The following is a 13,178-nucleotide window of genomic DNA, read 5'->3' on the forward strand; positions in this document are numbered from 1 at the left end:
GTTTAATTACATTTAATTCGTGAAGCTTACTTATAAGAAAAAGGCAGCCTGGTTGCTATAAGCCACCCTATCTGCGGCCGTATTTCTGGGTATTATTCTCATTATACTGGAGCTTATTAATGAATCAGCATTTGGATATCATCGGTATTGGCCTTGGCCCGTCGAATCTTAGCCTGGCAGCCTTAGGAAGTGAAATAGAGGGATTTACGGGACAATTCCTTGAACGCAAACCTCATTTCTCCTGGCACCCAGGGATGATCCTGGCGGACTGCAGTATGCAGACCAACTTTTTAAAAGATTTAGTGAGCGCGGTTGCCCCAACCAATCGCTACAGCTTTCTCAACTATCTGGTAAAAAACAGAAAATTTTATCGTTTCCTGACGACGGAGCAGCGCACCGCATCGCGCGAAGAGTTCGCCGATTACCTCACCTGGGCCGCCGCCGGGATGGGATCATTGGCATTCAATCAAGACGTTCAGCGGGTCGAATTTGACGATCGGCAGCGCCAGTTCGTGGTGACAACCTCGAATAAGGTCTTCCACGCCAGGCACGTAAGTATCGGTATTGGCAAGAAAATAAAGCTGCCTGATTGCGTGACAACGCAAAGCGATCGCTGTTTCCACGCCAGCGAAATGATGCTGCGCAACCCCGATCTGACCGGCAAACGCGTGGCGATCGTCGGTGGCGGCCAGAGCGGCGCAGACCTGTTCCTCAATATTTTTAAAGGGGAATGGGGGCAACCGGAGCAGCTCGACTGGATATCGCGCCGCAACAACTATAATGCGCTCGATGAAGCGGCCTTTGCCAACGAATACTTCACGCCCGATTACGTCGAGAGCTTTTACTCACTGGATAGCGCGGCCAAACGGCATATGCTGGCCGAACAGAAAATGACCTCAGACGGCATCACCAGTGAGTCGCTGCTAGCGATTTATCGCGCCATGTACCACCGCTTCGACGTCCTGCGCGAGAAATTATGGGTGCGCCTGCTGCCCAGCCGTTCGCTGACGGCCGTGAAACACACGCTGGATAACGCCTACCAACTCGAAACGCGTCATCATCTCGATCACGGCGAAGAAACCTTCAAGGCGGACGTGGTGATCTTTGCCACCGGTTATCAATCGGCCACGCCAGAGTTCCTTGAACCTTTGGCCCACCGCTTACTAACCACTGCGGAGGGCGAATACCGCATCGCCCCAGACTTTACCTTTGAGTGGGAAGGCCCGGCGGAGAACTGCTTATTCGCCATGAACGCCAGTATGCACAATCACGGCATTGCCGATCCGCAGTTGAGCCTGATGGCGTGGCGGTCGGCTCGCATTCTTAATCGGGCGTTAGACCACAAGCCATTTGATCTGGGAACAACGCCGACAGCCATTCAATGGCGCAGTGAAAGCGCACCACCCGCGTTTTAAATACAAGAACGACTTAATCATTGTCACTACGCTTTGATGGAATTACGTATATGAAAAGACAAGTCATTAAATTTATTACGAAGCAGCTGGCCGTATTGGCCCCCGAATTCAAGGCCAGATTGCTCTACAAAAAAGCATTTGGCAAACCGTTAAACTTGCAGGCGCCGTCCACCTGGAATGAAAAGATCAATCACCTGAAATTGAATGGCTATAGTCACAATGCGTTGGTGAAGCAGTGTGCAGATAAATATGCGGTAAGACAGTACATCAAAGATCAAGGGTGCGAAGAGATCCTTAATGAATTGTACTTTGCCTGTGATTCAGTAAACGATATTCCGTGGGACGCATTGCCGGATAAGTTTGTGATCAAAGGGAATCACGGTTCCGGGTATAACCTGATTTGCCAGAATAAAAAATTGCTGAATATCAAGAGCGCAAAAAAATTGATCGACGCTTGGATGAAAGACGATTATTGGAAAACTTATGTAGAGCTCAACTACAAAGGGATACAAAAAAAGATCATTGGGGAGAAATATATCGAATCGGCCAATGGTCACGGACCTGAAGACTATAAAATCTATTGTTTCCGCGGTGTACCTTACTGCACGTTGCTGTGTGTCGGCAGAGAAACCGGGTCGCCGAAGTATTACTTCTTTGACAAAGATTTCAAGTTTCTGTGCTACAGCGATGACTGCCTGGCCTTGAGCCAGGAAGAAATAGACGCCTTCGTGAAGCCAGAAGGCTACGATGAGCTGTTTGAGTACGCCTCACGCTTGTCCGCGCCCTTCGAGTTTGTTCGCGTTGATTTCTACATCTCCAAAGGCCAGATCATTTTCGGCGAATTGACCTTTACCCCATCCGCCGGGCTGGATACGGATATTCTGCCGCCAACCGATGTTTTGCTTGGCGAGATGTTGACGTTGCAACAGCACTGATTTTCACCTGGTCCCACATCCCACAGTGAAGATCGGCTGCGCCTGAGGATAAATACCGGCCGGCCTTTTTGCAGCCCGCGGGCCGGTATTGCCCTGAGGGATATCGGGCCGATGACCTCGCCTGTTCATGCCACCGTTACAGCAAAATCTCTGCTGCCTATCCCTGGCAGCCCACACCCGACCCAAGTGCAATACGCCAGTCAGATCACATAACCATTTGAAAAACAATGGTATTAAATGATTAATAAGAATCACTTACATATTTATAATAAAATGTTCTATATGTATAGGAAGCTATAATATAAGATACAGGAAAGTTTCCCTGGTGTTGTTGTGTGTCTTTGCCCTATTTTATAGGGCTTTTTTCGCTAAAAATCGTTGATAACCGTGTGTTTTTACCTACCTTCACCATTTCCCCCTCCATAAAAACCATAACCATTTCTAATTAATTGTAATCCCTCTTATTCCTGACTTACCAATAATAACAATGAGTTGCTATTAACCTGGCAAAGCAACGGCTGGCAGCGCTTCGCGACCGGAATGCCCGCCCTAAAGGTAGGTTTTTACCGGGCGCGAACGGATGCTACTATCGGCCTTTTTCGAGGATGTTGATCCGCATGTTATTGTCCAACCGGCATTTTATCTCCGCGCTTCTGGCGCTCGCCATCGGCCTTTGGCTGCCGGGCTCCGTGATGGCCAGGCCCGATTTGGAACGCAAGATCGGCACTACCGTAGCCGATAGCGATACTGCGGATTACCGCTTCAGCGATCTGCGATTCACCTCCGCCGATGGCCAACGGCATTATCGTGTTCGCATCGCCCAACCGCGTCAGGCGCCTGTGCCAGACGGCTATCCAACGGTTTATTTCCTCGACGGCAATGCGGTGCTGATGGAGTTGAACGCCGCCTTACTGGCCAAATTGGCAGCAACGAAGCGGCCACCGGTGCTGGTGATGATCGGCTATGACAACGATCTGCGCATCGATGCCGCCGGCCGCACCTACGACTATACGCTCCCTCTGCCGGCAGGCATGAAGAAACCGCCGCGGGCCGTCGGGGGCGCGGATGCGTTCCTGCAATTGATTGAGACCCAGATCAAACCGGCGATCGCCGCCAAACTGGCGGTCGATCCTCAGCGGCAAACGCTGTGGGGGCACTCCTACGGCGGGCTCTTCGTTCTGCATACGTTGTTCACCCATCCCACCGCCTTTCAGCGCTACATCGCCGTGGAACCCTCGCTGTGGTGGGGCGACGGCATGATCCTGCAAGAAGCACAGCAGATGACAGAACGGCGCGCGGCGCCGGCGGCCAGGTTGCAACTGTGGGTTGGCCTGGCAGAACGCGATCGCGCTGCCCCGCCCGGCGTGAAGAGCCCCGCTCTGCCGGCGGACGCAACGCGTTTATTGGCCGAACACCTGGCACAGCTCGACGGTCTCACCGTCGGCTATCGCGAATGGCCTGCCCTGGGACACGGCGCCATGCTGGGCGCGGCCATCGAGCCGGCGCTGGGCAGCGTCATTGCAGAGGACTAAATCAGCGGATCAGAAGCTATCGGCCATATTTTCATCTGCGGCGCATATCTTCTGATAAGAAGAGTGTTTACTATCTGAGACAGCGAATGACGGGCGCGGGTGGGGGCGTCAAAAAACAAAGTGGCTCCCCCGTCGGCAAGTGAGCTTGCTCTATCCGGTGGAGCCATACAGTACTGCAGTTTTCCCGGTGGGGCCCTGGTGAGGCGCAAGTAGGAAAAGATGGTGTTAGCAGGGCATTTCAGCGTTTTAATACCGCCTGTTTCACTATTTTCTTCTCCCTGTGGCACCTACTATAAGCGGCCTCTCACCTGGCGGAAAAGGGTGAAAACCACCCTTGAAATACATTAATGAAAGTGATATTAGAAGCGGTTAGGGCGAAAGCGCCTAGTTCAGTTTTGAATAATTAAATCAGGGAATTATATTAAAAATGAATATTAATATCACCGACAAACCCAACCCGCAGGATGAAGAGTTCGTTATCGACAGCCTCTGGGCTCACAACCATAAAACCCAGCCCGTAGACATTCACCCACTGTTCCTGACCGTCACTGACGACAACCAGCAGATCGTCGGTGGCCTGGTCGCACGCACCTGGTGGGGCGGCCTGGAAGTGCAGTATCTGTGGGTCGGCGATCAATGTCGCAAAAGCGGTTACGGCCGCCAGCTGATGCAACTGGCCGAAGAAGAAGCCCGCAAGCGCGGTTGCCATATGGCCTATGTCGATACTTTCGATTTCCAGGCCCGAGGCTTCTACGAAAAACTGGGCTACCGGGTCTACGGCGAGCTGGGCGACTACGCGCATCGCCACACCCGCCATTACCTGGCTAAAAGCCTGTAACGCGGCCTGAGCGGCGCAGAGGTAGGTATGGATTCATCGCATAAAAATAATGAATCTTATTTTAAGGGCCTCATCACCATGATGGAGCACCTGAGCGAGCCCTGGGGCATCAAAGACCAGCTGTCCCGCCACCTCTATATGAACCGTGCCGCTTATCTCTATACCAATACGCCGCTGAATTTCGACGTCGCCGGCAAATATGACCACGAATTCCCCGCCGACTGGGCCGACTCCGCCGCCGACTTTATCGAGCATGACAAGATGACCGAAGCAGCGCGCGATCGGGTCACGGTCATAGAAACCCACTACTGGTACGGCAAAGACAGCCTGACGCCGTTTATCAGCGAAAAGCTACCGGTGTACAACGATGACAAACAGGTGATTGGCGTGATCTGGAACGCCAAGCCGATGAACAGCCTGTCACCGCTGAAATACATCAATCAGCAAAAACCCAGCGTGTTGACCACCGAAGTCAATAACGAGCTGTTCACCCGTGCCGAACTCGATGTCATTTTTCTTATGCTGCAACGATTTACGGTAAAAGAGATCGCAAAAATCTATAACGTCAGCAATAAGACCATCGAAAACCGCATTTATAACATTTACCAGAAGGCCAACGTGCATACTCAGCAACAATTTGAGGAATACTGCAAATACGCCAATCTGGATAACTACATTCCCGATCGCCTGATAACCAAAGGCATTCAGTTTATTTGAACCGCAAGGAAGATCTCACCGTGATAAAGATCGAAGATTATCCGCTCACCCGGGTGCCGCAGGATAAAAGAGTCTCGTTTTTAAGCGTGGCCATCGTGCATATGGGCATGTTGACCGCGCTGGACCAGTTCATGCTCGGCGCCGTACTCGGCAACTCCATGACGCTGATTGACGCTTTCACCGCCATTTTCGTCGGCAGCCTGATCTTCGGCGTGGTGACCTACGGCCTGGGGCTGGCGGGCATGCGTGAAGGCATTTCCGGCAGCCTGCTGGCGCGCTGGTGCGGCTTCGGCCGTCTGGGCTCGGTGCTGATCGGCGTGGTGGTGGCCGTCAGCCTGCTGGGATGGTTCGGCATTCAGAACGCCATTTTCGCCAAGTCGCTCGACTTCGCGCTCGGCAATAAGCTGGGCTTTGGCTTGGCCGCCGGGCTCTCGGGCACGCTGTTGACTATCCTGGTGGCATTCGGTTTCAAGGCGCTGCGCATCGCCGCACGTATCGCGGTGCCGATGTTCATCATGCTGGTGGCCTTTATTTCAGTGACCGCGCTTTCCGGGCATAACCTGCAGGAGATCATCCAGCTGGCGCCGCCGGGTGAACCGCTGACCATCAGCGCCGGCATCACCATCGTCGTCGGCGGCGCCATCGTGGCCAGCCTGATGACCCCCGATCTGACCCGTTACTCCAAAAACGGCAAGCACGTGCTCGGCGTCACGCTCTTCACCATCATCGCCGGCGAGTTCGTGGTAAACGGCCTGGCGATCCTGATCGCCAAAACCCTGGGCACCGCGGATGTAGTCACCATCATGTCACAAGCGGCCGGCGGCGCCGGTTTGCTGGTAGTGGTGTTCTCCACCCTGCGCGTCAACGATCTCAACCTGTATTCCTCTTCGCTGGGCATCGTCAACGCGGTGGAAGGCATCACCGGCAAAAAGCTGAAGTACACCTACACCACGTTGGTGATCGGGATTCTGGGCACTACGCTGTCGGTGCTGGGCATTCTCGACCGCTTCGTCGACTTCCTGACGGTGCTTGGCGTGGTCTTCCCGCCGATTATCGGCATCATGTTGGTGGACTATTACCTGCTGCGCAGCCACCGCAAGATCCTGGACGAGAGCCGCCGCATGGGCCAGTTGCCGAACGAAACGCCAACCATCGGCTGGGCGGCGATCGTCGCCAGCATCGCCGGCGGCGCCGTTGGCCTGGCGACCGAATGGGGCGTACCGACCATCAATTCCCTGGTAGCGGCCAGCCTGCTGTATTGGGTGCTTAAACTGGCCTTCAGTCGGGCGCAAAAACCGCTGGCCTCGCAGAAGTCTCTCTGATTTTCGCGCACGCGGTAATGCACTCCTCCGGTATCGGGGGAGTGTTTGACGCTCGAAAAGGGGATTCAATGCAAAAGATGGAGCCGATCGCGCAGACAAACGGCCGTGGTGTTTAGGGTCCCTGGTGTCGGTAGCAAGCTATCCATTTATGCTCAGAGTGTGGCAATGCCCCCTCTGAGCTTTTTATTATAAAAACTGTCGGCTTCCGTATTTTGATCGTAAAGAAAAATTTCAGCTTGCATGAACAGTAGCCCATGAAATCGGCTTTGGTCAACATAAAAGTAAACATAAAACCGGCTTTTGTGTTCACTTTTCTATAAGTAAAACCTAATCAATTGATTTGCACGGCTTTATCTTTCTCGCAGAGGAAGCAGGCTACCCCCGCTGACATCACTGCGCTAAACGGCTGACGGTAAACAATAATTACCGCTAATAATCAGTTCGTTACCCGCTCGTCTGCGCCTTTTTATCTGGACAACGCCAATGCGTAAGATATAGTGAAGCCTGCGTAATGTTTGTAAGGACAGCCAATGAAAACCACCAACGCACAGCGCAAAATCAACATCATTAAAAATATTGAATATCTGATGCGTACCCGCGGTGAAACCAAGGCTTCCTTTTCCAATCGCAGCGGCCTGACGCGCACTACCCTCTACAAAATTCTTGACGGAAGAGTGAACAACGTTCAGCAATCCACCGTGAATCGGATCTCCGACTTCTTCGGTGTCTCCTGTGAAGAGATCGAAGACTACGATCTGGAAAAACTGGAGCTGCTCAACGAAACGCTGTCCACCGAAGGCAACAAGAACCCTTCCGCCATTCCGGTGATCCCCCAGTCGCGCTATCTGGCCGTCTCGCAGCGCAAGATCGGGCAGCTGGTCACCGAGTTTCCTCTGACTTATTTCTTCGGCGATGAGTCGAACATGTTGGCAATGAAAATAGAGACCGAAATTAAAGGGTCATTTATTCCCGGCGAGGTCATCATCATCAAAAGGCCGCCGGTACTGATTTGCGATTCACCTTTGCTGTATCACTCGGGAAAACGCGGCTTCTTTGTGGTTGACGACAAAGACAGCGAAAGCATGGACAAACGCCCTCAGGACACCGTGCAATTCCTGGGTTACATCGTTGGAGAAAGGTTATAAATGGAACCGAATCAGAAGTTCAAGCTGTTGGGCTTCACCCGGCATGGCACCATCGCGGCCAATGTCATGGTATTGGCCACCGGCAAAACCATTACCATGGGGCTGAATGAGCTGGCCGACAGCGAAATATCAGAAGATCTGAGCCGGCACGAGCTGCAGGCGCTATACCGCAAACTCTATGGCGATAACCAACAAAAAACCGCCTACGAGCTCAGCGATCGCCACGAACGCTCCTGGTACGCCTACCTGATTATTACCGTGGCGCTCAGCGTGATTTATATTTTCTCAACGCTGTGCGGCGTCAAGCCGATCCAAATCCCGGTGCTGAATCTCATCACGCCGCCGGCGATCTTCATCTACCCGCTCACGTTCATTCTGGTGGACATACTTAACGAATTCTATGGGTTGCGGCTGGCTCGGCGCACCATCATCATCTCGTTTATCGCCAACCTGACCTTCGTCCTGGGGGTCTGGGTAACAACGCTGGTGCCGAGTATTCCGCAGTGGGAGTACAGCGAGACCTACAACGGTATCGTGCACAGCATCATGGCGGTGCTGGTGGCCTCGTCGGCGGCCTATCTGATCTCCGAGAACGTCAACTCCTACCTGCTCTGCAAAATCAAAGAGTTGACCAACTCCCGCTACCTGTTTGTGCGCGTGATCACCAGTACCGTAGTGGCGTCGGCCATCGACAGCGTGGTGTTCTGTACGCTGGCGTTCTACAACGTGCTGAGCTGGGACATCATCAAAACCATGATCCTGTCGCAGTTCCTGATCAAGGTGGTTTACGCCCTGCTGGGCGTCGGGCCGATCTACGCCACCCGCAGTCTGTTTAACCGCTACATCAATACCGAACAAGCAAAGGGCAATGAATATGCATATCCAAAAGCAAGATAAGATCACCCATCTTGGCGCGAACTCCGATTATCCGGATCAATATGCTCCCGCATTGCTCGAAGCCCTGCCGCGCGCGCGCGGCCGCGATCTGATCGGCGTGGACGAGCAGCAGCTGCCATTCAGCGGCTTCGATCTGTGGACCGCCTTCGAGTTGTCGTGGCTCAACGGCAAGGGCAAACCGGTGGTGGGCATCGGCGAATTTACCTTCCCGCACTCTTCTTCCAACCTGATCGAATCCAAATCGTTCAAGCTGTATCTCAACAGCTTCAACCAAACGCGCTTCGACAGCGTGGAACAGGTGAGCGCCGCCATGCAGAAGGATCTGTCGCAGGCGGCCAATGGCCAGGTCACCGTCAAGCTCTATCCGGGTTTGGAAGGTTATCCGGCGCAGATCGATCGCCTGCCGGGCATCAACATCGACGATCTGGATATCGCGGTCGACGACTTCGCCTTCAAACCGGAATACCTGAGCGGCGCGGCCGATCAAGGGGAACCGGTGTCGGAGACGCTGTCTTCCAATCTGCTGAAATCCAACTGCCTGGTCACCAACCAGCCGGACTGGGGCAGCGTGGTGATCCGCTATGAAGGCCGCAAAATCGATCGCGAAAGCCTGCTGCGCTACCTGATCTCCTTCCGCCAGCACAACGAATTCCACGAGCAGTGCGTCGAGCGCATTTTCAACGACATCAAGCAGAGCTGCCGCCCGGAAAAACTCAGCGTGTTCGCGCGCTACACCCGCCGTGGCGGCCTGGACATCAACCCCTTCCGCAGCGATTTCGAAACAGCGCCAGCGCTCGGCCGCCTGATCAGGCAGTAAGCGTTACCCCCCAATGCTCCCGCCAGGGAGCATTGTTTCCTCGCTTTCATCTCCCTGTTATTTTTCGCCATTATCGTCATCAGCGGCTATCTTCAAAGCACACTGACGGAGATTAACGACGCATGCCTGACCTTTCTCGCAGAGACCTACTGCGGGCCGCCGCCATTGGATCGGCTTTCACGCTGTTGCCCGCCTCGATTCGCAAAGCGCTGGCCATTCCCGCCAATAACCGCACCGGCACCCTGCGCGACGTCGAACACGTGGTGATCCTGATGCAGGAGAATCGCTCTTTCGACCACTACTTCGGCACCCTGCCGGGTGTACGCGGCTTCAGCGATCGCTTTACCATCCCATTGCCCGGCGATCGCCTCGTCTGGCAGCAGCAGGGCGCCGAGCGGCTGGTGCTGCCCTACCATCTGGACAGCAAACGCGGCAACGCACAGCGCGTCACTGGCACGCCGCACTCGTGGGTGGATGAGCAAGCCGCCTGGGATCACGGCCGCATGAGCGCCTGGCCCACCTACAAAACGCCGGCCTCGATGGGCTACTACCGCCAGCAGGAGCTGCCGTTCCAGTTCGCACTGGCCAACGCCTTTACCCTGTGCGACGCCTATCACTGCGCTATCCACGCCGGCACCAACACCAACCGGCTGTTCCACTGGACCGGCACCAACGGCCCGTCCGCCGCCGACGTGGCGGTGGTGGTCAACGAGTGGGACAGCCCCGGCCCGGCGGAGATCGGCTACCAGTGGACAACCTATCCGGAACGGCTGGAGGCGAGCGGCGTCAGCTGGAAGGTGTACCAATTCCTGCCGGACAACTTTACCGACAACCCGCTGGCGGGCTTCCGCCAATACCGCGCCGCCAGCATTCAGGTGGGCAACCCGGCGCGGCCGCCGAAAGGCTTCAACGCCTTCGTACCTTATCGCGACGAGCTCAACGCGACCGCGCCGCTGTACAAGGGCAACGGCAACACCCTGCCGGCCGCCGACGGCAACGATCTGGACGCCATGCTGGCCGGATTCCGTGCCGACGTGCAGCAGGGCAAACTGCCGCAGGTCAGTTGGATCATCGCGCCGGCGGCCTATTCGGAACATCCCGATCCCTCCAGCCCGGTGCAGGGCAGCTGGTTCACGCAAGAGATCCTCAACGCGCTGACCGATAACCCGAAGGTGTGGAGCAAAACCGTCCTGCTGGTCAACTACGACGAAAACGACGGCTTTTTCGATCATATGCCTTCGCCTTCCGCGCCGTCGCTGCGCGAAGACGGCAGCTTCGCCGGTAAATCGACGGTGCCGTTCGATACCGAGATCTTCCAGCACGTGGCGCCGCCCGGCTCGCAGGATCAGCCGCCGCCGGACGGCCGCATCTACGGCCCCGGCCCGCGGGTGCCGATGCTGGTGCTATCGCCCTGGAGCCGCGGCGGCTGGGTCAATTCGCAGGTCTTCGATCACACCTCGGTGCTGCAATTCCTGGAAAAGCGCTTTCAGGTGCATGAACCCAACATCAGCGCCTGGCGCCGCGCGGTGTGTGGCGATCTCACCTCAGCGTTCAATTTTGTCGACCCTAACGGCGAAGCGCTGCCAAGCCTGCCCGCCACCAGCCGCCACGCCGCCGATGGCCTGCGCCAGCGCCAGGAACAGCTGCCGCAGGTGCCGCTGCCATCGCCCGCCCACCAGCGTTTGCCGCACCAACGCCGCCTGGCGCGCCCTTCCCGCGCACTGCCCTACCAGCTGCACGTCGAGGCCACCGTCGCGACCGAGCAGCGCCGCGTGACGTTGAACCTGTTCAATACCGGCGAGCAGGGAGCGGTATTTCACGTCTACGACCGGCGAGACCTGACGCAAATCCCGCGCCGCTATACCGTCGAGGCCGGCAAGGCGGTCAGCGACGACTGGCAGGCGGACAATGAGTACCATCTATGGCTGCTCGGCCCCAACGGCTTTCATCGCGAGCTGCGCGGCGCCCTGAGCCGGCCGCAGCCGGAAGTGCGTTTGCGCCCAACGGGCCGCAGCCTGCAGCTGCAGTTGAATAACCCGGCCCCCGAAGCGATAACGGTCACCCTCGAACGCTGCCCTTACACGCAGCAAGGCCCGTGGCCCATCACGCTGCCTGCGGGCGGCAGCCACCAGCAAACGTTTGACGCCCGCGCCAGCGGCGGTTGGTACGATATTACGCTGCAAAGCGCCGAGGGCTGGCTGCGCCGTCTGGCGGGGCGGCTGGAGGACGGTGAGCACAGCGTCAGCGACCCGCTGATGGGCCTGGGATGATCTATCGGCATCAAGGGAGTTCAAAAAGCGAAAGGATATCGCTTATCATTGCGTTCTCGTTCTTCGCCGATTACCCAAGGATCTTCATGCCCGCTGTTCTTATCGCCAAAGCCGGCCGCTGGTTGGCCGCCTGTGTGTTGCTGTTGGCCGGCGCCGCTCAAGCCGCGCCGATCGTCGTCACCGATGTTGCCGGCCGCCAGGTCACCCTGCCGCAACCGGCCAAACGCGTTATCCTGGCCGATGCCCGCGCGCTGCTGGCGCTGAATATTCTGCATCCGCAGGAGCCGCTGAAAAACATCATCGCCTGGGACAACTCGCTGAAGGTCAAAGCGCCGGATCTGGTGGAGGCCTACGCGAAAAAATTCCCGCAGGTCATGCAGATCCCCACCTTCGACAACCCCTACACCAGTGATTTCAGCGTGGAAAGCGCGGTAGTGCGCCAACCGGATCTGATCATTTTCGACATCGGCCTGCTGAGCAAATTGAAAGACAGCGGCGTGCTGACCCAGCTGGAAAAAGTCGGCATCCCAGTGCTGATCATCGATTTTCGCCAGCAGCCGCTGACCAACACCGTCGCCAGCATGGCGCTGTTGGGAAAAGTGTTTGACGAGCAGCCCAACGCCGATGCTTTTATCCGCCTCTATCAGCAACGCCTCGAACTGGTGCGCCAGCGGGTCGCCACGCTGAAACCGGAGCAGCGCCCCAGCGTCTTCATCGAGCGCAGCGCCGGCATCAAAGGCGAACAGTGCTGCAACACCTTCGGCAAAGGCAGCTTCGGCCAGTTCATCGATACCGCCGGCGGCAACAATATCGGCAGCAAGCTGTTTTCAGACATGGGCGGAGAAGTGAACGTCGAGCAGGTGATCAGCAGCAACCCGGATTTCTATCTGCTGACCGGCGCCGACTGGAGCCGTGGCCATCGCGGCACGCTGGCGGTACCGCTGGGTTACACCACCGATATGGCCACCAGCCAAAAGAAACTGGCGCATCTGCTGGATCGTACCGGTATTAACGTGCTGAAAGCGGTGAAAGAAAAACGCGTGATGGCGATTTATCATCAATTTTACGACACACCGCTCAACTTTATCGCGGTTGAAGCGATCGCCAAATTCCTGCACCCGGCGCTGTTTAAAGATATTGATCCGCAAGCGGATATCGAAATGGTGCACCAGAAATTCACCGCGCTGGATTACAGCGGCGTCTTCTGGCTTACGCCACAATAACCTCCCGCAGGGCCCGCCAGTCGGGTCCTGTTTCCCGCATTCATTATTTAGTTACCCACTTAACTAT

General features: G+C 56.0%; 11 protein-coding genes. All 11 read left to right on the forward strand.

The genetic code is table 11. The features are described from left to right. Positions 1 to 119: 119 nt before the first annotated feature. On the forward strand, positions 120 to 1,415 hold the full coding sequence (locus GUC32_RS20895) for a lysine N(6)-hydroxylase/L-ornithine N(5)-oxygenase family protein (RefSeq protein ID WP_089196267.1): 1,296 nt from the start codon (positions 120 to 122) through the stop codon (positions 1,413 to 1,415). A 50-nt stretch (positions 1,416 to 1,465) separates the two neighbouring features. Further along, entirely contained in the window at positions 1,466 to 2,350 is an 885-nt protein-coding gene (locus GUC32_RS20900; RefSeq protein WP_025304264.1) for an ATP-grasp fold amidoligase family protein, read from the forward strand. 617 nt (positions 2,351 to 2,967) lie between these two features. Continuing rightward, on the forward strand, positions 2,968 to 3,882 hold the full coding sequence (locus GUC32_RS20905; RefSeq protein WP_025304265.1) for an alpha/beta hydrolase: 915 nt from the start codon (positions 2,968 to 2,970) through the stop codon (positions 3,880 to 3,882). Positions 3,883 to 4,309: 427 nt separating this feature from the next. Then, positions 4,310 to 4,720 carry a GNAT family N-acetyltransferase gene (locus tag GUC32_RS20910; RefSeq protein WP_019453029.1) on the forward strand — a complete coding sequence of 137 codons (411 nt, stop codon included), beginning with the start codon at positions 4,310 to 4,312 and terminating at the stop codon, positions 4,718 to 4,720. Between the two features lie 27 nt (positions 4,721 to 4,747). Continuing rightward, positions 4,748 to 5,437: a PAS and helix-turn-helix domain-containing protein gene (locus GUC32_RS20915; protein WP_025304266.1), complete on the forward strand. Its 690-nt coding sequence runs from the start codon at positions 4,748 to 4,750 to the stop codon at positions 5,435 to 5,437. A 20-nt stretch (positions 5,438 to 5,457) separates the two neighbouring features. Next, on the forward strand, positions 5,458 to 6,759 hold the full coding sequence (locus GUC32_RS20920) for a cytosine permease (RefSeq protein WP_060434746.1): 1,302 nt from the start codon (positions 5,458 to 5,460) through the stop codon (positions 6,757 to 6,759). Between the two features lie 530 nt (positions 6,760 to 7,289). Then, the gene (locus GUC32_RS20925; RefSeq protein ID WP_025304268.1) at positions 7,290 to 7,904 is read left to right on the forward strand and encodes a helix-turn-helix transcriptional regulator; all 615 of its coding nucleotides are present in this window, start codon (positions 7,290 to 7,292) and stop codon (positions 7,902 to 7,904) included. Continuing rightward, the gene (locus tag GUC32_RS20930) at positions 7,905 to 8,801 is read left to right on the forward strand and encodes a queuosine precursor transporter (RefSeq protein WP_004937338.1); all 897 of its coding nucleotides are present in this window, start codon (positions 7,905 to 7,907) and stop codon (positions 8,799 to 8,801) included. It begins immediately after the preceding gene. Continuing rightward, a complete protein-coding gene (gene queF, locus GUC32_RS20935; protein ID WP_025304269.1) occupies positions 8,779 to 9,618 on the forward strand; it encodes an NADPH-dependent 7-cyano-7-deazaguanine reductase QueF in 840 nt (279 codons plus the stop codon). Before GUC32_RS20930 ends, queF begins: the two co-directional genes overlap by 23 nt. Before the next feature lie 122 nt (positions 9,619 to 9,740). Next, positions 9,741 to 11,888 (forward strand): phosphocholine-specific phospholipase C, encoded by a 2,148-nt coding sequence (locus GUC32_RS20940; protein WP_127146337.1) that lies wholly within the window; start codon positions 9,741 to 9,743, stop codon positions 11,886 to 11,888. 86 nt (positions 11,889 to 11,974) lie between these two features. Then, positions 11,975 to 13,111 carry an ABC transporter substrate-binding protein gene (locus GUC32_RS20945; protein ID WP_149570312.1) on the forward strand — a complete coding sequence of 379 codons (1,137 nt, stop codon included), beginning with the start codon at positions 11,975 to 11,977 and terminating at the stop codon, positions 13,109 to 13,111. Positions 13,112 to 13,178: the final 67 nt, after the last annotated feature.

Source organism: Serratia sp. NGAS9 (assembly GCF_009905295.1).
Classification (GTDB): domain Bacteria; phylum Pseudomonadota; class Gammaproteobacteria; order Enterobacterales; family Enterobacteriaceae; genus Serratia; species Serratia bockelmannii.